18 protein-coding genes are annotated in these 20,309 nt (G+C 72.5%); 8 read left to right on the plus strand and 10 right to left on the minus strand.

Features of this window, described 5'->3' with window-relative positions; translation table 11 throughout:
- Window positions 1-77: 77 nt before the first annotated feature.
- Together CF165_RS29075 and CF165_RS29080 are read left to right on the plus strand one after the other, a co-directional pair.
- Entirely contained in the window at window positions 78-773 is a 696-nt protein-coding gene (locus CF165_RS29075) for an HU family DNA-binding protein (RefSeq protein ID WP_093950773.1), read from the plus strand.
- Between the two features lie 550 nt (window positions 774-1,323).
- Complete coding sequence (locus tag CF165_RS29080) at window positions 1,324-4,119, plus strand: AfsR/SARP family transcriptional regulator (protein ID WP_240521844.1); 2,796 nt, start codon at window positions 1,324-1,326, stop codon at window positions 4,117-4,119.
- An 88-nt stretch (window positions 4,120-4,207) separates the two neighbouring features.
- On the opposite strand, the gene CF165_RS29085 is transcribed toward CF165_RS29080, so the two are convergent.
- Genes CF165_RS29085 through cofC form a run of 3 tightly spaced genes read right to left on the minus strand, consistent with a single transcriptional unit; the run spans window position 4,208 to window position 8,269 of the window.
- Window positions 4,208-5,161 carry an NUDIX hydrolase gene (locus CF165_RS29085; RefSeq protein WP_093950775.1) on the minus strand — a complete coding sequence of 318 codons (954 nt, stop codon included), beginning with the start codon at window positions 5,159-5,161 and terminating at the stop codon, window positions 4,208-4,210.
- Window positions 5,158-7,581 carry an RNA degradosome polyphosphate kinase gene (locus tag CF165_RS29090; protein ID WP_205661002.1) on the minus strand — a complete coding sequence of 808 codons (2,424 nt, stop codon included), beginning with the start codon at window positions 7,579-7,581 and terminating at the stop codon, window positions 5,158-5,160. Before CF165_RS29090 ends, CF165_RS29085 begins: the two co-directional genes overlap by 4 nt.
- Window positions 7,582-7,636: 55 nt before the next feature.
- Window positions 7,637-8,269, minus strand: coding sequence for a 2-phospho-L-lactate guanylyltransferase (gene cofC, locus CF165_RS29095; RefSeq protein ID WP_093950776.1), 633 nt, complete (start codon window positions 8,267-8,269; stop codon window positions 7,637-7,639).
- A 345-nt stretch (window positions 8,270-8,614) separates the two neighbouring features.
- Here cofC and CF165_RS29100 point away from each other — a divergent pair, with 345 nt between their 5' ends.
- The 3 genes from CF165_RS29100 to CF165_RS29110 all read left to right on the plus strand — a co-directional run bounded on the left by CF165_RS29100 (window position 8,615) and on the right by CF165_RS29110 (window position 11,031).
- The gene (locus CF165_RS29100) at window positions 8,615-9,334 is read left to right on the plus strand and encodes a lysophospholipid acyltransferase family protein (protein WP_093950777.1); all 720 of its coding nucleotides are present in this window, start codon (window positions 8,615-8,617) and stop codon (window positions 9,332-9,334) included.
- Window positions 9,334-10,350 carry an NAD(P)H-dependent glycerol-3-phosphate dehydrogenase gene (locus CF165_RS29105; RefSeq protein WP_093950778.1) on the plus strand — a complete coding sequence of 339 codons (1,017 nt, stop codon included), beginning with the start codon at window positions 9,334-9,336 and terminating at the stop codon, window positions 10,348-10,350. The genes CF165_RS29100 and CF165_RS29105 overlap by 1 nt, the downstream gene beginning before the upstream one ends.
- A 201-nt stretch (window positions 10,351-10,551) precedes the next feature.
- Window positions 10,552-11,031 carry a cysteine dioxygenase gene (locus CF165_RS29110; protein WP_093950779.1) on the plus strand — a complete coding sequence of 160 codons (480 nt, stop codon included), beginning with the start codon at window positions 10,552-10,554 and terminating at the stop codon, window positions 11,029-11,031.
- Between the two features lie 8 nt (window positions 11,032-11,039).
- Here CF165_RS29110 and CF165_RS29115 read toward each other — a convergent pair whose 3' ends face one another.
- The 6 genes from CF165_RS29115 to CF165_RS29140 form a co-directional block, all read right to left on the minus strand.
- Window positions 11,040-12,017 carry an asparaginase gene (locus tag CF165_RS29115; protein WP_093950780.1) on the minus strand — a complete coding sequence of 326 codons (978 nt, stop codon included), beginning with the start codon at window positions 12,015-12,017 and terminating at the stop codon, window positions 11,040-11,042.
- 13 nt (window positions 12,018-12,030) lie between these two features.
- A complete protein-coding gene (locus CF165_RS29120) occupies window positions 12,031-12,855 on the minus strand; it encodes a class I SAM-dependent methyltransferase (protein WP_093950781.1) in 825 nt (274 codons plus the stop codon).
- Complete coding sequence (locus CF165_RS29125; RefSeq protein ID WP_093950782.1) at window positions 12,852-13,232, minus strand: VOC family protein; 381 nt, start codon at window positions 13,230-13,232, stop codon at window positions 12,852-12,854. Before CF165_RS29125 ends, CF165_RS29120 begins: the two co-directional genes overlap by 4 nt.
- A gap of 62 nt (window positions 13,233-13,294) precedes the next feature.
- The gene (locus tag CF165_RS29130) at window positions 13,295-14,035 is read right to left on the minus strand and encodes an FAD:protein FMN transferase (RefSeq protein WP_093950783.1); all 741 of its coding nucleotides are present in this window, start codon (window positions 14,033-14,035) and stop codon (window positions 13,295-13,297) included.
- Window positions 14,032-14,544 carry an FMN-binding protein gene (locus CF165_RS29135; RefSeq protein ID WP_093950784.1) on the minus strand — a complete coding sequence of 171 codons (513 nt, stop codon included), beginning with the start codon at window positions 14,542-14,544 and terminating at the stop codon, window positions 14,032-14,034. The genes CF165_RS29130 and CF165_RS29135 overlap by 4 nt, the downstream gene beginning before the upstream one ends.
- A gap of 9 nt (window positions 14,545-14,553) precedes the next feature.
- A complete protein-coding gene (locus CF165_RS29140; RefSeq protein WP_093950889.1) occupies window positions 14,554-15,900 on the minus strand; it encodes a ferredoxin reductase family protein in 1,347 nt (448 codons plus the stop codon).
- 147 nt (window positions 15,901-16,047) lie between these two features.
- On the opposite strand from CF165_RS29140, the gene CF165_RS29145 reads away from it, so the two are divergent.
- Together CF165_RS29145 and CF165_RS29150 are read left to right on the plus strand one after the other, a co-directional pair.
- A complete protein-coding gene (locus CF165_RS29145) occupies window positions 16,048-16,761 on the plus strand; it encodes a response regulator transcription factor (protein WP_093950890.1) in 714 nt (237 codons plus the stop codon).
- The gene (locus CF165_RS29150) at window positions 16,758-18,185 is read left to right on the plus strand and encodes a sensor histidine kinase (protein ID WP_093950785.1); all 1,428 of its coding nucleotides are present in this window, start codon (window positions 16,758-16,760) and stop codon (window positions 18,183-18,185) included. Before CF165_RS29145 ends, CF165_RS29150 begins: the two co-directional genes overlap by 4 nt.
- Window positions 18,186-18,209: 24 nt before the next feature.
- Here the strand turns inward: CF165_RS29150 and CF165_RS29155 are convergent, their stop codons facing one another.
- Window positions 18,210-18,851 (minus strand): pyridoxamine 5'-phosphate oxidase family protein, encoded by a 642-nt coding sequence (locus CF165_RS29155; protein WP_093950786.1) that lies wholly within the window; start codon window positions 18,849-18,851, stop codon window positions 18,210-18,212.
- 80 nt (window positions 18,852-18,931) lie between these two features.
- Here CF165_RS29155 and pdxR point away from each other — a divergent pair, with 80 nt between their 5' ends.
- Window positions 18,932-20,305, plus strand: coding sequence for a MocR-like pyridoxine biosynthesis transcription factor PdxR (gene pdxR / locus CF165_RS29160; RefSeq protein WP_093950787.1), 1,374 nt, complete (start codon window positions 18,932-18,934; stop codon window positions 20,303-20,305).
- The last annotated feature ends 4 nt before the right edge of the window (window positions 20,306-20,309 follow it).

The raw sequence follows: 20,309 nt of genomic DNA on the forward strand, positions 1-20,309 counted from the left end.
GTGCTGCCTTGGTAATACCGTGTCGCTAAGTCGGCCGACGCGGCCGTGGACGGGTAGTTCCTTCTTGGAGGACTGGAATGGCCAACAAGGCCCAGCTTATCGAGGCGCTGACGGAGCGCCTGGGCGACAAGAAGGCCGCTTCCGAGGCGGTCGACGGTCTGGTCGACATCATCATCCGGACGGTCAACAAGGGCGAAAAGGTCAACATCACCGGCTTCGGGGTGTTCGAGAAGCGCGCCCGCGCGGCGCGGACCGCCCGGAACCCGCGGACCGGTGAGGCGGTGCGGGTCAAGAAGACCAACGTGCCGGCTTTCCGCGCCGGGACCACCTTCAAGGACGTGATCTCCGGCGCGAAGAAGCTGCCGAAGGCGACCCCGGTCAAGCGCGCCACGACGGGCACCCGCACCGCGGCAGCCACGGCGACGACGTCCCGCACGGCCGCGGCCAAGCCCGCGACCACGCGCTCGACGACGACGCGCACCCGCGCGACGGCGGCAAAGCCCGCGGCCACGCGGACGACGGCGGCCAAGGCGGCCCCGAAGACCACGGCGGCGAAGTCCACCACGACGCGGGCGAAGGCGGCTCCGAGGACAACGGCGGCGAAGACCACGGCGGCGAAGGCCACGACCGCCGCGAAGCCGACGGCCGCGAAGACGACCACGGCCCGGAAGACCACGGCGGCCAAGACCACGGCAGCCAAGACCACGGCGGCCAAGACCACGACCGCCAAGGCCCCGGCCAGGCGCACCTCGACGGCGGCGAAGAAGGACTGACCCGCCCGAAACTGTCGGACCCCTGCGGTAACGTGAAATCCGGGGGTCCCCCTGGCGGGCGACCCGCCGCCAGGCGAGCGGTTTTTCGGCAGGGCCCCGCGCGGATGTCGCGCGGGGCCCTGCCGCGTCTCCGGGCCGGAAGCAATCCGCAGACCCCGTTCTCCTCGCGCCCGCGTACCTGATCAGCCGTACCGAGACGGCAGTCGGCGTACCCGTATGGTCGGTTCGCGTACCTGCGCGGTCGACTCGCGTACCCAGACGGTCGGCTCGCGTACTCGAGTGGTCGGCTCGCGAACCGACCGTCCAGATACGCGAGCCGACTCTTCCGGTGCGCGAACCGACCGTCCAGGTACGCGAACCGACCGTCCGGGGCGTGCGGCGGTCGCCGCGGAGAGACGACCGAGGGCCGAGGATCGCCGCCCGTATACCACCCGCACGGCGGAACCCCGCGCCCGAAAGCGGTTCCGCCGAATTTCCCGAACTCGCTTGAGCGCCCGGCCGAGTGATGCCACGCTGCCTTCCTCGGGGCCCGCGTCCGGCGGGGCCGGCGGTGCGCGAGGCGAACCTGGGGGCGACCACCATCGACATCCGGCTACTCGGCCCGTTCCAGGTGCTCGTCGACGGTTCGCCGGTCGTGCTGACCAGTTCCCGTCAGCGCGCGCTGCTCGCGACCCTCGCGTTGGCCGCCGGCCGGCTGGTGTCGATCGACGCCCTCGCCCGCGGGGTGTGGGGCGAAACGCCGCCCGCGCACATCCGGGGCAGCCTCCAGACCTACGTCATGCGGCTGCGCCGGCTCTGCGGCGAAGACACCGTCGTCACCGAACCGGACGGCTACCGGCTGGTCGTCGACCCGTCCCGGGTGGACGCCCTGCGGTTCCTCCGCACCCTCGACCGGGCCGCGGCCACGACGGATTCGGCGCGCCGCCGGGATCTGCTCACCACCGCGCTCGCCACTTGGAGCGGCGCTCCTCTCGAAGGCGTGGGATCGCCCGCGCTCACCGCGGAATGGGGACCGCTGCTGACCGAGCGCTACCTCTTCGCCGTGGAACAGCGCATCGACCTCGACTCCGGGCTCGTCCCCGACGCGCGGCTCGTCGCGGAGCTGACCGACCTCGTCGCCCAGCACCCGCTGCGGGAGTCGTTGTGGGAACGGCTGGTCCGGGCCCTCGCCCGCTCCGGGCGCCGCGCCGAAGCGCTGGCCCGCTACGCCGGGCTTCGCGCGTTGCTGGCCGACGAACTGGGTGTCGAGCCGGGCGAAGGGTTACGCCGCCTGCACGCCGAACTGCTCGCCGTGGACGCCGAACCCGCCGTCCACACCGTTCCGCGGCAACTGCCCTTCGACGTCGCCGGGTTCACCGGCCGCGGCCCGGAACTCGCCGAACTGGACCGGCTGCCGCCGGGCGGGGCCTCCGGCATCGTCGTCATCGAAGGCACGGCGGGGGTCGGGAAGACGTCGCTGGCCGTGCACTGGTCCCACCGCGTCCGCGACCGCTTCCCCGGCGGCCAGCTGTTCCTCGACCTGCGCGGCCATTCCGCCGAAACCCCCGTCACGCCGGACGTCGCGCTGGCCGGCTTCCTGCGCGCCCTCGGCGTCCCGTCCGATTCCGTGCCTTCCACAGTGGAGGAACGCTCGGCGCTGCTGCGCAGCAGGCTGGCCGGCAGCCGCACCCTGATGCTGCTCGACAACGCCCGCGACGCCGACCAGGTCCGCCCGCTCCTGCCCGGAACGGGCAACCTCGTCGTCGTGACCAGCCGCAACCAGCTGCGCGGGCTCGTCGCCCGCGACGGCGCCCGCCGCATCGCCTTGCGCTCCTTCGACGACCGCGACGCCACCGCGTTGCTCGCCGGCAGTGTCGGCCCGCAGCGCCTCGCCGCCGAGCCCGGCGCGGTCGCCGAACTCGTCCAGCTCTGCGGCCGGCTGCCGCTGGCGCTGGCCCTCGCCGGGGAACGCGCCTCCCGGTTTTCCGGCGTTTCGCTCGCCGGGATCGTCGAAGAACTGCGCGACCAGCGGCTGCGGCTCGACACCTTGCGAGACCCCGAGGACGCCGGCACCGACCTGCGGGCCGCGTTCTCCTGGTCCTACAAGGCACTGCGCCCGGCCGCGGCTCGCTTCTTCCGCTTGCTCGGCCTCCACCCCGGGCACGGCTTCAGCCTGTCCTCGGCCGCCGCGCTCGCCGGCGTCGACGTGCGCGAGGCCCGCGAACTCGCCGACCAGCTCGCCGCCGCGCACCTGCTCAACCAGCCCCGCACCGACCGCTACCAGTTCCACGACCTGCTGCGTGTCTACGCCGCCGAGCTGGTCGAAACCGAAACGACGCCTGCCGAACGCGCCGCGGCCTTGCGGCGGCTCCTCGACTGGTACCTCGCCAGCGTCGCCGAAGCGAACAAGCTCGTCCGCCCCGACCTGCTCACCGAGGACATCACCCTCGACCCGCCGCCGCTGCCCGCCGTCCGGTTCACCCAGCACGAACAGACGACCGCCTGGTACACGACCGAACGCCCGGCCCTCACCGCGCTCGTCGGCATCGCCGCCGGCCACGGCTGGACCGCGCACGCCTGGAAGCTCGCGTGGCTCCTGCGCGGGTTCTTCGCCGAACGCCACGACCGCGACGACTGGATCACCACCGCGCGCACGGCCGTCACCGCCACCCGCGACGCCGGCGACAGCACCGGCCTCCAGTACAGCGCCAACAACCTCGGCTCCGCCTACCTGCGCACCCTCCAGCCCGACAAGGCACTCGAAGCGCTCGAGGAAGCCCGCGCCGCCTCCGAGGCCGGCGAAGGAACCGCGCTGACGGTGGCGATCCTCTCGAACCTCGCCGGCGCCTACTACGTCCGTGCCGAATACGCCGAAGCCGAACGGCACGCGCTCCAAGCCGTCCACCTCGCCCGCGACCACGGCCAGCGCACGTTCGTCCCCCACGCACTCCTCAACGTCAGCGCCAGCCGCATCGGCCTCCACGACTACGACCACGCGGCCGAAGCCGCCCAAGCGGCCCACGAAGCCTTCGCCGAGCTCGGCGACCGCTACCACGCGGCGCTGGCCCTCGGAAACGTCGCCGAAGCCCTCGCCGGAGCAGGCAGGCACGACGAAGCGGAGAAGGCAGGCAGCGACGCCCTCGCCGAACTGAAGGACCTCAACGCCGCTTACGGCACGATCGACGTCCGCATCACCCTCGGCCGCCTCAAACACCGCACCGGACGCTTCGCCGAAGCAAGCCGCCACTGGGCCGAGGCACTGACGGTCAGCCAGCGCCTCGGAGACCCCCGCGTGACGGAGATCCAAGCCCTGCTGGCCACAGTGCCGACAGAAAGGCCCTCGCCCGGGGATGCGCCGTACCCCTAGCCCGGCGCAGCCCGGCGGGACCCGGAACAAGTACACCAAGATCGACTGTCAGGACGCTGTCTCGTGACAGCGGGGTGCGGACCCGCGCTCAGGGGCGGCTGGGGGAGGGGGCCGGGAGCGCGCTCGGGTGGTAGTCCGCGGCCAGGAGCAGCGGGCCTTCCTCGGCCGTCGGCGGGCGGAACGACAGGACCCAGAACGAGCCCTTCTTGCTCGGCACCACTCCGCCGCGCGCCGCCGAAAGCTCCACGCCGTCGCGGTCCGCCAAAGCGCTCACCAGGTCCGGGATCACGCCGCCCTGGCTGCACACCACCGGCGTCCCGCCGTCGCCTGCCACCGCCAGCAACCGCGCCACGCCCAGGACCGGGTCCGGCCAATAGCCTTCTTCCGACAACAACGGTTCGTGCCGCACTTCGCCGCCGGCGTCCTCCGCGACGCCGTGCACCGTTTGCACGCACCGTAGCCGTGGCGCCGACAACACCCGGTCCGGTCCGAACAACCCCAGCACCCGCCGCAACGCCGCCGCCTGCCGCAGTCCCGCCTCCGACAACGGCCGCAGGTCGTCGTCGCCCGACCACGCGTCCCGCTTGCCCGCCTTCGCGTGCCGCACCAGCAGCACCGTCGTCAGGCCCATCGGCAGCTCGCAGAAGGCCCGCAGCACCCGCACGTCCTCCGGCCGCGTCAGCGCTTTCTCCGCCGCCGTGGGCTCCAGCCAGCGCAGCTCGTCGACCTCGTCGTTCGCCACGAACTCGCCGGAGACCGCTTCCGCGGCGAAGTAGTCGACCGTCTTCGGCACCGTCCCGGAGCCGTGGCGCGACGGCACCGGGTACTCCGTCCGGGCCAGGTAGCGGCCGAGCACCACGGTGAACCCGGTCTCTTCCCGCACCTCGCGCACCGCGGCCTCGGCGATCGTCTCGCCCGGGTCGAGCTTTCCCTTCGGCAACGACCAGTCGCCGTACCGCGGGCGGTGGACCAGGGCGACCTCCGTCGCCCGCCCGGCGCGGCGCCACAGCACCGCGCCGGCCGCCCGTACCTCCTGGGTCATCCGGCGGCCCCGTGGAGCTTCGCCAGTTCGACCTGGTGGTCCCGCACGCGCGAGCCGCCCGCCGGGAACGGTGCCCATTCGCCGCTCGCGGTCAGCACCCAGCACCGCGTCTCCGGATCCAGCGCCGAGTCGAAGATGTTGTCGAGCTGCGCGGTCAGCTTCGGGTCCTTCACCCGCACCAGCGCCTCGATCCGCCGGTCCAGGTTCCGGTGCATCATGTCCGCGCTGCCGATCCAGTGCGTGCCGCCCGCGCGGAAGTGGAAGACGCGCGAGTGCTCCAGGAACCGGCCCAGGATCGACCGGACGTGGATGTTCTCGGAAAGCCCTTCGACGCCGGGCTTCAGCGTGCAGATTCCGCGCACCACGATCTCGACCGGCACCCCGGCCTGTGACGCGTGGTAGAGCGCGTCGATGATCTGCTCGTCGACCAGCGAGTTGCACTTGATCCGGATGCCGGCCTGCTGCCCGGCCCTGGCCAGCTCGATCTCCTCGCCGATCGCCCGCACGATGCCGCGGCGGATCCCGTGCGGCGAGGTCAGGATCGTCCGGTAGGTGTCCTGCCGCGAGTAGCCGGTCAGCACGTTGAACAGGTCCGTGACGTCCGCGCCGATGCTCGGGTCGGCGGTGAACAGGCCGATGTCCTCGTAGAGCCGCGCGGTCTTCGGGTTGTAGTTGCCGGTGCCGATGTGGCAGTACCGGCGGATGGTCGAGCCCTCCTGGCGCACGATCATCGACACCTTGCAGTGCGTCTTCAGCCCGACCAGTCCGTACACGACGTGCACGCCCGCGCGCTCCAGCGTCCGCGCCCAGGTGATGTTGGCCTGCTCGTCGAACCGCGCCTTGATCTCGACCAGCGCGACGACCTGCTTGCCCGCCTCGGCGGCGTCGATCAGCGCGTCGACGATCGGCGAGTCACCGGACGTCCGGTACAGCGTCTGCTTGATCGCGAGGACCTTCGAGTCGGCCGCCGCCTGCTCGATGAACCGCTGCACGCTGGTCGAGAACGAGTCGTAGGGGTGGTGCACCAGCACGTCGCCCTCGCGCAGCGTCGCGAAGACGCTCTTCGGCGTCTCGCGCTCGCCGAACGCCGGGTGCGTCGCCGGCACGAACGGCCGGTCCTTCAGCTCCTTGCGGTCCACACCGGACAGCTGGTGCAGGCAGGTCAGGTCGAGCAGCCCGGGCACCTCGACGACGTCGGCCGGGTCGACGTCCAGCTCGCGCAGCAGCAGCTCGAGCATGTGCTCGCTCATGTCCTGCGCGACCTCGAGGCGCACCGGCGGGCCGAACCGGCGCTGCGCCAGCTCGCGCTCGAGGGCCTGCAGGAGGTCCTCGTCACGGTCCTCGTCGACCTCGAAGTCGGCGTTGCGGGTGACGCGGAAGACGTGGTGCTCGGTGACGTCCATCCCGGTGAACAGCTCGCCCAGGTGCGCGGAGATGAGCTCTTCGAGCGGCAGGAACGTCGCAGTCCGGCTGGTGCGCTCGGTCTCGACGCGCATCAGCCGCGGCACGTTGCTCGGCACCTTGACCCTGGCGAAGCGCTCGGTGCCGCCCTCCGGGTCGCGCACCGTGACCGCGAGGTTGAGCGACAGGCCCGAAATGTAGGGGAACGGGTGCGCCGGGTCGACGGCCAGCGGCGTCAGCACCGGGAAGATCTGCTCGGAGAAGTAGCTCGACAGCCGCAGCTGGTCGGCGCCGGACAGGTCCGTCCAGCCCACGATCCGGATGTCGTGCTCGGCCAGCTGCGGGCGCAGGTGCTTCTCGAACGCGCCGGTCTGCCGCTCGACCAGGTCCTGGTTGCGCTTGGAGATGTAGTCCAGCTGCTCGCGCGGGGTGAGCCCGTCCGCGCTGCGCACCAGCAGGCCGGTCTCGTCGCGGCGCTTCAGGCCGGCGACGCGGACCATGTAGAACTCGTCCAGATTGGACGCGAAGATGGCGAGGAACTTGGTCCGCTCCAGCAGCGGCTGCGACTCGTCCTCGGCCAGCGCGAGCACGCGGGCGTTGAAGTCCTGCCACGACAGCTCGCGGTTGAAGTACCGGTCGTCCGGCAGCGTCTCGACGGCGGTCGGCGCGGCGGTGACCGCGGGCGGCGCCGACGGCACGGCGCGGAACTCCTCGGCGCCGCGCGGGTTGCCCTGCGTGGAGCTGCGGCGCCGCGTCGTCGCCGGGGTGGCGGCGGCCGCGGTGGTCTTGCGGGTTCTCGCCTTGCCGGCGGTGGCACGGGCGGCGGTGTCGCGCGCGGTCGACTTCGACGGGACCTTCTTGGCCGTGGCCGGTTTCGCCGCCGCCGGTTTGACGGCGGCCGGTTTGGCCGTGCTCGCCCGGGCCGTCGTCTTCTTCGCCGTCTCCGAAGATTCGTTCGCCGGGTTCCGTCGCCTCCGCGGTGCGGGCGTGCTGCCGTCGTCTGTGCTCACGGCCCCCATTGTTCACTAAGCCACGCCGGATTGCGCAGGCCGCGGTGAAGGTCGGATGAACAGCTCAACGCGGTATCCCGTCCGGTTCGCCGAGGTGGGCGGCGGTGTGTTTTCCGACACCGAGCGCGCGGACGTGGGCGAGATCATCCGGGGTGTCGACGTCACTGCGCAGGGTCGGCAGAGCCTGGCCGAGCGGGATCGCCCCGGACGCGGCGTGCTTCCGCGCCGAGCCGGGCCCGAAATCCGGGGCGAGGGGCTCGCCGGGCGCGGACAGCAGCAGGGTGGTGCCGGTGCCCTGGCGATCGGCGACGAAGGCCCGCCGCCCGGCGGCTTCCGTCAGGGCGGCCGTCAGGTCGCCGGCGCGCAGGGCCGGGAGATCGGCCTGGAGCGCGCCCACGACGGCGCCCGGATCGTCGGCTTTCAGCAGGGCTTCGCCGTGGCGGAAGGCGGCGTTGAGGGTCCTTTCGCCGGACTCGGCGACGATCTCGACCCCGAGTTCGCCCAGCTCGGCGACGGCCAGCGGATCGGCCGCGACGAGCAGCACCCGCCGGACGCGCCCGGCCGAGACGACGGCGGCGAGCGTGTCGGCGGCGAGCGCCAGGACCAGCCCGGCATGACGGTCCGCCGCGACGGCACCACGCAGCCGCGACTTGCCGTCGCGGGGGTGTTTCATCGGCACGACCAGATCCACGTCCACCCGTCCATCTTTACCGGAAAGGCGCGACGGGTGCGGCCGCCGGACGGAGTTGTCCACAGGCGACGGGTGTTGTGGACAACTCGAGCCGGGGGGCGGGAGGTCTGGGTGAGGCGCAGGTCATGCCTCAGCGTGCCGTTCACGCCGGTGCTGCCCGCCGCGAGCTTCGATCGCCGAGTACCGCGGTAGCGATATGCCGGACCCTGCCTCGGGAGGACTTGCCCGACCGGCGCAGGGGCCCGGCGGGGCCTTCGGAGATCGGGCCGGGACCGCTCCTGGCCAGGCTCAACCGACCCTCCCTGGACCGCGCTGACCCCGGCGCGGCAGGATCTGGGGCGGACGTCAGCTGTGGAGGAGGAGATCGTGGCCCGGCGTGAAAAGGGCGGCTTTTGGGTGGGGGTCGCCGCCGTACTGTTCTATCCGCTGACGGGGATCGCCCGGCGGGTGTACGTCGGGGCCGAGAAGATTCCCCGGCAGGGGCCCGCGCTGCTCGTCATGAACCACATCTCGCACCTCGACCCCGCCGTGGACGCCGTCTTCGTGCACCGGCAGAAGCGCGTTCCGCGGTTTCTCTTCAAGGAGAGCCTGATGCGCGCGCCGATCCTCGGCCCGATCGTCGCCGGGTCCGGGCAGATCCCCGTCTCGCGCGGGTCGGCCGCCGCCGGGGACAGTCTCAAGGCCGCTCACGAGGCGCTCCAGGACGGCAAGATCGTCGTCATCTACCCCGAGGGCACCATCACCAAGGACCCGGCCGGCTGGCCGAAGGAGTCCTTCACCGGCGCCGCCCGGCTCGCGCTCCAGAACGACGTCCCCGTCATCCCGATCGCGCGCTGGGGCACCAGCCAGATCTTCAACGGCTACACGAAGAAGTTCACCCCCTTCCCGCGCAAGACGATCACCCACTCCGTCGGCGACCCGCTCGACCTGTCCGCCTACCGCGGCGGCAACACGCGCAGCGCGTCGAAGCTGCGGGAAGTCACCAAGATCATGATGGACGACGTGACCCGGCTGCTCGGCGAGATCCGGCACGAGGAACCGCCGTCGGTGAAGCCGGGGGACACCGCCTGATGCGCGCCGACGTGCAGCGGGTCACCGTGCTCGGGGCCGGTTCGTGGGGCACCGCCTTCGCGAAGGTGCTCGGCGACGCCGGCCGTGACGTCACGATGTGGGCGCGCCGCGAGCAGGTCGCCGAGGACATCCGGGAGCGGCACACCAACAGCGCCTACCTGCCCGGGATCGCGCTGCCGGAGACCATCACCGCCACCAGCGATCCCGCGAAGGCCCTGCACGACGCCGAAGCCGTGGTGCTGGCCGTGCCCAGCCAGAGCCTGCGGGCGAACCTGACGGCGTGGCGCGAGCTGCTGCCGCCCGGCGCGATCCTCGTCAGCCTCGCCAAGGGCGTCGAGCTCGGCACGCTCATGCGGATGAGCGAGGTGATCGGCGAGATCGTCGGGATCGACGCCGGCGACGTCGTCGTCGTCACCGGGCCGAACCTGGCCAAGGAGATCGCCGCCGGTCAGCCGTCCGCTTCCGTGCTGGCCTGCGCCGACCACGAACGCGCCGTCGCGATCCAGCGCGCCTGCGCCAACTCCTACTTCCGCCCGTACACCAACACCGACGTCGTCGGCTGCGAGCTCGGCGGCGCGTGCAAGAACGTCATCGCGCTCAGCACCGGGATGGCCGCCGGCCTCGGGCTCGGCACGAACACGATGGCGACGCTCATCACCCGCGGCCTGGCCGAGATGGCCCGCCTCGGCGCGAAACTGGGCGCCGACCCGCTCACGTTCGCCGGGCTCGCCGGGGTCGGCGACCTGGTGGCGACGTGCTCGTCGCCGCTTTCGCGCAACCGCACCTTCGGCGAGCGCCTCGGCCGCGGCGAGACCCTCGAACAAGCGCAGGCGGCGGCCGGCGGGCAGGTCGCCGAGGGCGTCATGTCGTGCTCGTCGATCCGGGCCCTAGCCCAGAGCCTCGGTGTCGACATGCCGATCACCGACGCCATGCACCGCGTCTGCCACGAGGGCGTCGACCCGCGGCGGGCCGGGGCCGAGCTGCTGGGACGGTCGCAGAAACACGAGTGGTCCTGACGAGGGTGCCGTACCGCCCGGATGGTGGGAGTGGCTTGACCGGGGCCGGGTGCGCTGGGACTCTGGTCGCCATGTTCGCGTACGCCATGTCTGAGCTTCGGGGCCTCATGGGCCTCGGCTCGAGCGTGCGCGCGTGTCGCTGTTGTCGGTGAACCCAGCCCCGGCCCAGGTCGACACCCTTTTCCTTCCGTGAGGACCCTCATGTTCGCCGTTCCGGACAACACCCTCCTGCGTCCCGAGAACCCCGCGCTGCGCCACCCGGTGCGCGTCGCGCTGGAGGTCGCCGCCGACCGTGGCCGCTGGCGCCACCTGCTGCGTTACGACCCCGAAGGGCGCTTCGCGACGCTGGTCTCGAAGGACGAGCAGCAGGAGGTGTGGCTGATGAGCTGGCTGCCCGGCCAGCGCACCGACCTGCACGACCACGCGTTCGCCAGCGGCGCGTTCACCGTGGTCAGCGGCCACCTGACCGAGGCCGTCGCGCGCCGGGCGCCGGGCGGCCGCGCGGTCACCGAACTGCACGCGCTCGCGCCGGGGCAGTCGCGGGTCTTCGGGCCGGGGTACGTGCACGAAGTGCGCAACGAGGGCCCGGACCCGGCGGTCTCGATCCACGTCTACCGCGACGCGGGCCGCGCGATGCGCCCCTACCACCTCGATCCGCTGGGCGGCCCGGTCCTGGACTGACCGGCCCTTCAGTCCAGGTCGCCGCGCGCGCGGAACTCGCGTTCGATGTCGTCGCGGGCCGCGCCGGCCGCCAGCAGGGTGTGGAGCAGGATGCGGGCCTTGCGCGCGTCCAGCCAGCCCGCCATCGTCGCGCCCATCGCGATCAGGCTCGACTCCGAGCCGTGGAAGCCGTACGTCGAGCGCAGGGTCGGGCCCGCTCCCGTCCGCGAAGCGACCACCACCGGCAACGACGGCACCAGCCGCGCGATCACGTCCGCCGTGCCGGACGACACGTGCCCCGCGCCCGTCGCGGCGATCACGACACCGCGCACCTCCGGCTGCGCGGCCACCGACGAAAGCACCGCGCCCGAGTCGTCCAGACCGGCTTCGACCACCGGGACCAGGCCGCCGAAGTCCCCGCCCGTGAGCACCGGCGGGCGCGGCGGCGACGGGTGGAAGTAGTGCACCGCGTTTTCGACGACCATGCCCAGCGGCCCCGCGGGCGCCGACGAGAACGCGTCGAGGTGGCTCGAGTGCGCCTTCCGCACCCAGCGCGCCGCGTGGACGTCGTCGTTGAGCGTCACCAGCACCCCGCGGCCGCGGCTGCGTGGATCGGCCGCGACGGTCAGCGCGTTGCGCAGGTTCGCCGGGCCGTCCGGGCTGAACAGGCCGGAGTTGCGCATCGCCCCGGTGACCACCACCGGGATCTCCGACGGCCAGCCCAGGTCGAGGAAGTACGCCGTCTCCTCGAGCGTGTCCGTGCCCTGGACGACGACGAACCCGTCGGCGTCCTGCCGCAGTCCCCAGTCGCGGCAGCGCATTAGCGTCGCGAAGTCCATCGACGCGCTGCCGATCCCGGCCAGGGTCTCCGCCAGGACGTCCATCGGCAGATCGCCGAGGCCGCCGAGCAGGTCGGCCGCGCCGAGCCGCGGGACGGCACCGCCTCCGGCGTCGGCGGGGGCCATCGAAATGGTGCCGCCGAGGGTGGCGAGGGCGATCAAAGGCATGCGGCCACCCTATTCAGCCGGTCTTGACCGCCTGGAGCGTGTAGCTCGCCGCGAGCCGCGACGGCGTGTCCTCGAGCCGCCACTCGCCGGTGGCCTCGTCGAGCACCATCTGCCCGGGCAGCGCGTTCCACGGGACGCTGTCGTGCTCGGTGAACCCGGTCAGGGTCAGGCCGTGGTCCAGCAGCGCCGTGATGATCTCGCCCAGCGAGTGGTTCCACTCGTGGGTGACGCTGTGCTCGAGCGGCCGGTCGACGGAGACGTACGTCCCGGGGTCGTCGAAGACCAGCGGTTCGGCGTGCTCGAAGTACGGGAACCGCGGCACCGCCAGGTCCGTCCGCTCGTCGAGCGACCACAGCATGGGGTGCCCTTCGCGGATGAAGAGCCGTCCGCCCGGCCGCAGCAGGCCGGCGACGACCGACGCCCAGCGCGCGGCGGACGGCAGCCAGCACAGGGCCCCGATCCCGGTGTAGACCAGGTCGAACCGCCCGGCGCCGAGCACCTCGACGGCGTCGTGGACGTTCGCCTCGTGGAAGTCGATCGAAGCGCCCGCCGTCGCGGCGAAGCGCCTGGCCTGGGCCAATGCCGCGCCCGAGAAGTCCAGGCCCGTCACGGACGCGCCGAGCCGGGACAGCGACACCGTGTCCGTGCCGATGTGGCACTGCAGGTGCACCGCGCGCAGCCCGGTGAGGTCGCCCAGACGCGGCCGGTCGAACCGCACGACGCCGCTCAGGTGGGCCGGGTCCGCGACATACCGGGCGAAGCCGTAGTCGGGCGACGCCGCGTGCAGCACCGCGCGTTCGTCCCAGTTGGCCTTGTTGACGGCGAACGAGTCCGTCACGACGTCGCCGCGCGCTCCGCCGCGCTGCGCAGCACGCAGAATTCGTTGCCTTCGGGGTCGGCGAGCACGGCCCAGCCGGTGCCGTCGGGGTCGCGCAGGTCGTTCACCAGCGTCGCACCGAGGCCGAGGAGCCGCTCGATCTCCTCGTCGCGGGGAACGTCCGGCTGCAGGCACAGGTGCAGCCGGTTCTTCACGGTCTTCGGTTCCGGGACGCGCAGGAAGAGCAACGCCGTGTCGTCGTTGAGCTGGAAGCCGACCTCGTCGTCGCCCGGCTGGTCTTCTTCCGGGATCGGTTTCCCGGTGACTTCGCTCCAAAACCGGCACAGCGTGTACGGGTCGGCGCAGTCGACGGAAACGTTCAGGACGGACGACGGCATGGCACTCCTCGAAGACGGGTGCAGCCGAGTCTGGCCCAGCCGCCCGAAGAGGGCGAACCGTTTTAGGACGCCAGCGCCAGCCCCGCCGTCCGGTGCACGCGGCGGCTGTCGTCGACGATGAGGATCTCGCAGTCCGGCCGGTCGGCCGCCCAGGTGATGCCCTCGGGGCCCATGGCGAACGCCGCGGTGGCCAGCGCGTCCGCGGTGACCAGGTCGCCGGCCACGACGGTGACGCTCATCAGCCCGGTCGCCGGGGCGCCGGACCGGCCGTCGACGATGTGCGAGCCGCGTTCGTACGCCGCCGACGTCGCGATGGCGCCGTCGCGCGACTCCAGCACCGCGCACACGGCGAGGGGCTGCTCGGGGTGGCGCACTCCGACACGCCACGGACGGCCGGGCTCCGGCTCGCCCGCGGTGACGACGTCGCCGCCGGCGTTGAGGCAGAACGTCGTGGCGCCCTCCGCCTTCAGCATGTCGGCGGCGCGCTGCACCGCCCAGCCCTTCACCACCGCGCACGGGTCGAGGCCGCGTCCGGGCAGCCGGGCGCGGAACGCGCCGCCGGAGAGCTGCTCGTAGTACGCGCAGAGTTCCAGCACCTCCAGGAGGTCCTCGCTCAGCTCCGCGGCCGTCAGCTCGCCGCGGTCGTACCGGCTGACCTCACTGTCCTCTTTGAACGGGCTGAACCGGGCGTCGACGTCGCGGAACCAGGCGAAGACGTCGTCGACGACCTCGGTGAAGTCGCCCTCGTCACGCAGGTCGAGGGAGATCGGCAGGCCCATGACCTGTTCGACGCGGTTGGTCATCGGTTTCCCCTGGCGTCGATCGCGGCCTGCAGTGACGTCTTGTACGACTCGCTCGTCTCGGTGGCGCCGGTCACCGTGTCGATGGCGGCGCTCTGCGCCTTGATCGCTTCCTGCTGCAGCTTCGGGAGAGCGGTGAGCGACCGCCCGCCGTCCGGGGCCTGCAGCAGCGTGATGACGGCGATCCGCGAGCCCGTGAACGTCACCTGTACCTGCACGGTGCCGTACCGGCTGGATTCCGCGCTGCCCTGCGTGGTCACCGTCTCGCCCGAAGTGTCCCGAGTGGACGGAGAGTCCGAAGTGGACGGAGCAGGCTGGTCGGCCGAAGTGGACGGAGCCGCCGGGGTGGTCGTCGGCGTGGTCGTCGGAGCGGCCGATGTGGACGGTACCGTGACGCTCACTGGTGGCGCCTGGGCGACGGCGGCGGTGTTGTGCACCGGCCCCGGTTCGAACCGCCAGACCGCGATGAACCCGGCGATCGACAGTGCGACGACGAAAATGGTCTTCTTCACGAGGTCCCCCTAGGCCGCGAGGCTGAAGCGTTCGGCGTGGACCTGGGCGTTCGGCACCTTCAGCTCGCGCAGGCTGCGCAGCACCGCCGAGGTCATCCCCGGCGGGCCGCAGACGAACACGTCCCGCTCGTGCACGTCCGGCACCATCATGTGCAGGTTGGCCGGCCCGAGCATCACGCCGCGCGGGCCGACCGCCTGGTCCGGTCCGGTGAGGACACTCACGACGGCGCCGCGGGCCTTGGCCAGCCCGTTCAGCTCCGGCAGCAGCACCGCGTCGGCCTGGTTGCGCACCCGGTAGAGCACGACGACGTGGCCGTCGATGTCCTCGAGGAGCGCGCGGATCGGCGTGATGCCGACGCCACCCGCCACGAGCAGCGCGTTGGGCCGCCGCTGGTGGATCGTCGTGAAGGCGCCGTACGGGCCTTCGGCGAACACCCGGGTGCCGACCCGGAGGTTGCGCAGCCCGGCGCTGGAGTCGCCGAGGGCCTTCGCGGTCAGCCGCAGGGTGCGGCCGTCCGGCGCGGCCGACAGCGAGAAGGGGTTGGCCTGCCACCAGCGGTCCTTCGTGAGGAACCGCCACAGGAAGAACTGGCCCGCCTTGACCGGCATCTTGTCCAGGTGCTTGCCGGTCATGTACACGGAAACGACGTCCGGGGACTCGGAAACCACCGCCGTGACGCGCAGCTGGTGACGCAGGTTCCGCCACAGCGGCAGCACGACGCGGCCGGCGAGCACGGCGGCGCCCGCCCCGAGCCAGAGCGTCCACCAGTACGCCTTCGCCGTGTCCGAACCCGCGAACGACTGACCCAGCGCGATCTGGTGCGTGAAGGCCAGCACGATCGCGGCGTAGGTGTAGAGGTGGATGAAGTGCCACGTCTCGTAGGCGAGCCGCTTGCGTGCGAACTTCGCCGAAGCGCCACCGACGATGAGGATCACGGCGAAGGCGACCAGCGCCCGCAGGATCCCTTCGAGGGTGTTCGCCATCTCGACGAGCTCGTCGACGACGCCCTTGCTCGAGACCTCCGCGTAGCCCAGTGTGATGAACACCAGGTGCGCCAGCAGGGTCCACAGGATCGTGAAGCCGGTCCAGCGGTGCCACGAGGTCAGCCGGTCCATGCCGAGCCGGCGGTCCAGCCAGGGCAGCCGGGCCACCAGCAGCAGCTGGAACGCCATCGCCAGCGCGCCGTACAGCCCGGCGAGCCTGCCGATCGTGATGAGCACGTTCTGCGAGACTCCGGCCTGCACGAACAGCACGGTGACGGCGGCCACGTTGGCGCCGAGGAAGAGGAAGAGGCCGGATTTCGCGGCGATCCGGGGGCGGATCGCCGGGCGCGCGGCCTCGGCGGTCTGCGTCATGCTGGTCACACGGATTCCCCTTCGGTTCGGTTCACGAAGGCCAGCCTCGCCGCGCAGCCTGTGGCGAGTCTGGGTGCGGGCTGTCGGATTCCTGTCGGCCGCCCTCTCCGCTCGCCCGCCGTGCCCGCGCCGGGTGAAGATGGGGTGGTGCAGCCCTCCGAACCCGTCCGCCTGCTCGTCGTCGACGACGAGCCGCACATCGCCGACCTCGTCGCCACCGTCGCCCGGTACGAGGGCTGGCAGGCGATCACGGCCGGGTCCGGCCAGGCCGCGCTGAACGCCGCGGCGGCGTTCGGGCCGGACATCGTCGTGCTCGACCTCATGCTGCCCGACCTGGACGGCTTCACCGTCCTCGACCGGCTGCGGGAGAACGGCGACGCCGTGCCCGTGGTTTTCCTCACGGCGAAGGACGCGACGGCCGACCGGATCGCCGGGCTCACCCGCGGGGGTGACGACTACCTCGTGAAGCCGTTCTCGGTCGAAGAGCTGATGGCGCGGCTGCGAGCCGTGCTGCGGCGCAGCGCCGGTGTCACGCACCAGCCCGAGGCGCGCGGGGCCGTGCTGCGGGTCGGCGACCTGACCCTGGACGAGGACACCCGCGAGGTCCGCCGCGGCGAGCGGCTCGCCGAGCTGACGCCGACCGAGTACGAGCTGCTGCGCTACCTCATGCGCCGCTCGCCCGCGGTGCTGACCAAGGCGCAGATCCTCGACCACGTCTGGGAGTACGACTTCGGCGGCCGGTCCAATGTGGTCGAACTGGTCATCTCGCATCTGCGGCGCAAGGTGGACGCGGGTGACGGCGAGCCGCTGATCCACACCGTCCGCGGCGTCGGCTACGTCGTGCGCCAGGCCCACCGGTGAAGCGCTTCTTCGCCCGGTGGTACGGCGCCTGGCAGCGGACGCGGCTGGGCACGCGGATCACCCTCGGCCTCGGCGCGCTCGCACTGGTGGTGTTCGCGGCCGTCGGCGTCACGACGGTCGGGATCATGCACGGCTACCTCGACCGGCGGCTCGACGAGCAGCTGTCCAAGAGCCAGGACACGCAGGTGCCGCTGCTGCGCGAGACGCACGGCTCGCCGGAATCGGTCTATTCCTGGTATTCGGTGCTGTACAAGGTGCAGGACGGCGTCGCGACTCCGGCCTCGGGCGGCAACCCGCCGGGCGACGCGCAGCAGCTGGCGAAGATCGCCGCGGAAGGGCTGGCCGGCGACGTCACCCGCACGCTGTACCTGCGCGGCGGCGAGCCTTACCGAGTGCGCGCGTGTCCGGTGGACACCGATTCGGTGCTGGTGAGCGCGGCGCCGCAGCGGGACCTCGACAACACCGTCCGGCAGCTGATCTGGGTCGAGGTCGGCGCGTTCGCGCTGGCGCTGGCCGTGCTGGTGGTCGTGGGACGCCTGGTGCTGCGCCGCGGCCTGCGCCCGCTGGCCGACATGGCGGGCACCGCGCACGACATCGCCTCGCACGACCTCACCGCGAACCCCGACCTGCCGGTGCGCGCGGCCGGCACCGGCGGCGGCGCCGAAGTCGACGAGCTGCGGACGGCGTTCAACGTGATGCTGGCCCACATCGACACGTCACTGGCCGCGAAGACCGAGGCGAACGAGCGGCTGCGCCGGTTCGTCGCGGACGCGTCCCACGAGCTGCGGACCCCGCTGACGTCGATCCGCGGGTACGCCGACCTCTTCCGCTACGCCGCGGCGAACGAGCCCGCCGAGCGTGAGGCGCACCTGGCGAAGATCCGCGAGGAGACGGCGCGGATGAGCGTGCTCGTCGACGACCTCCTGCTGCTGGCCCGCCTCGACGCGCGGGCCGCCGAAACGCCGTTGCGGCCCGAGCGCACCGACCTGGCCGAGCTGGCCGGCGATGCGGCCGACGCGTTCGCCGCCGGGCGGCCCGACCATCCGTTGACGTCGTCGCTCTCGGCGGCTCTCGTGGACGCCGATCCCGTGCGCCTGCGGCAAGTGCTCGACAACCTGCTGGCCAACGCCGCCGTGCACACCCCGCCGGGGACCGCGGTGCACGTCGAGGTGACGGCTTCGGGTGGCGACGCCGTGGTGCGGGTGACCGACTCCGGGCCCGGCATCGCACCGTCCGTCCAGGAGCGGATCTTCGACCGGTTCTTCCGCGTCGACGATTCGCGTACGCGCGGCAACGGCGGCACCGGGCTGGGGTTGTCGGTGGTCCAGTCCTTGGTCGCGGCCCACGGCGGCACGGTGGGCGTCGACTCGCAGCCGGGCCGGACCACGTTCACGGTGCGGTTGCCGCTCGCCGGTCGTGAGTGAGAAACAGGGTTGGAACACTGTTTCTCACTCACGACCGGCGACGTGCGGGGGGACCGTCCAGCCGGGGGAGAGGTCCGCCGACGGCTCGGGTGCCCCGAAGACCGTCCGCACCGGGAGGACTCCCGCCCAGGCGGTGTCCGCGCCGACGTCTTCCGGCTCGTCGTCCGGGCCCTCGGCGCGCATCTTCACCGACGCCTCCGCCAGGTCCAGCGCGAGGACGCGCACCGCGGCGAACTCCTTGGCGTTGACCTCGCGCGCGTGCTCCCACGAGCCCGGGGCCAGGTGGTCGGTGAGCACCTTCAGGCCGTGCATCTTCGCTTCGGCCTCGAGGGGCTTCGCCGTGCCGAAGATCACGGCGCTGCGGTAGTTCATCGAGTGGTTGTTCACCGACCGCGAGTAGACGATGCCGTCGAGGAGCGTCACTGTCACGCAGACGTCGAGGCCGTGGGCCGCCGTGCGGAGGCTGGCCGCGCCGGTCGAGCCGTGCAGGTAGAGCGTGTCGCCGTCGCGGCCGTAGCCGGTCGGCAGGACCAGCGGCACGCCGTCGCGGACGATGCCGAGGTGGCAGATCAGGCCTTCGTCCAGGACTTCGTGCAGGGCGGAGCGGTCGGTCACCGCGCGGTGCTTCTTGCGGCCGAGCGTCGTGCGGGGCGTGGTGGAGAGCATGCGACCAGCGTCTCCCGGCGCAGTGGCCTCGGGAAACGGCCACTTCTCGTACACTCGGGAAGTCCACTCGAGGAGGTCCCGTGTCCCACACCGACACCGCGCTTCCGGTCAGCCTCGACCGCGAGGCCGTCACGCCCCTGGCCGTCCAGCTCGCCGACGCGCTGCGCGAGGCCGCGGCGTCCGGGCACCTGCGCGGCGGCGACCGGCTCCCGTCGACGCGGGCACTGGCCGGGCGGCTCGGCGTCAGCCGGACCGTGACGTCGGCCGCCTACGAGCAGCTCCACGCCGAGGGCTGGATCGCCGGGCGGCACGGCTCGGGCACCTACGTGACCACTCCGCCGACGCTGTCGGCCTCGGAAGTCCCCGTGCCCGGCCCGGTGCCGGGCGCGGAGACCGAGATCTCACCCCTGCTCGACCTGGGCCCCGGCACGCCGTGGGCCGCCGGGCTGGACCGCGCGGCCTGGCGGCGTGCCTGGCGCGCGGCGGCCGACCCGGATCCGCTGGTCCGCGCCCACCGCGCGGGACTGCCGGAGTACCGCGCGGCGGTGTCGGAGCACCTGCTGCGCCACCGCGGGCTGGCCGCCGGGTCGGTCCTGGCCACCGGCGGGACGACGGCCGCGGTCGTGGAGCTGGCCGCCGCGGTGCTGCGCCGCGGGGACGTCGTCGCCGTCGAAGAGCCCGGCTACCAGCGCGCGGTGCAGGCGTTCCTGCGGGCGGGGATGCGGGTCGTCGGTGTGCCGGTCGACGACGAAGGACTGCGGCCGGGGGAGATCCCGGCCGGCGCGCGGGCGGTGTACTGCTCGCCGGCGCACCAGTACCCGATGGGCAGCAGGCTGAGCGCGGCCCGCCGCGTCGAGCTGGTGGAGCGCGCGCGGTCCGGCGGGATGCTCGTCATCGAGGACGACTACGACGGCGAACTCCGCTTCGACGTCGCCCCGCTGCCGATGCTGGCCGCCTTGGCCCCGGACGTCGTGGCGCACCTGGGGACCACGAGCAAGATCCTGACGCCGACGCTGGGCGCGGGCTGGATGGTGGCGCCGGAGGCGATCACGTCGGCGGTGCTGGCCTACCGCGATCTGACCGGCACCCGGCCGTCGCCGGCCGGGCAACGCGTCCTGTACGAGTTCGCGCGGAACGGCGATCTGGGCCGCCACCTGCGGAAACTGCGCCGCGAGATGGCGGAGCGGCGGACACTGCTGGCCGGGGCGCTGGCCGCGGCGGACATCCCGGTCCGCGGCGACGACGCGGGTGCGCACCTGGTGGTGCCGTTCGCGTCGGCTTCGGTCGAGCTCGCGGTGATCTCGGCGGCGGAACGGCGCGGCATCCGGCTGGACGGGCTGGCGCGGCACTTCGCGGGAACGCCGTCGGCGCACGGCGTGGCGATCGGGTACGCCGGGTGTTCGCGGGAGGCTTTGGTGGCGGCGCTGCCGGCGCTGGTCTCCCTGCTGCGCTGACAAC

This window comes from Amycolatopsis vastitatis (genome assembly GCF_002234595.1).
GTDB lineage: Bacteria > Actinomycetota > Actinomycetes > Mycobacteriales > Pseudonocardiaceae > Amycolatopsis > Amycolatopsis vastitatis.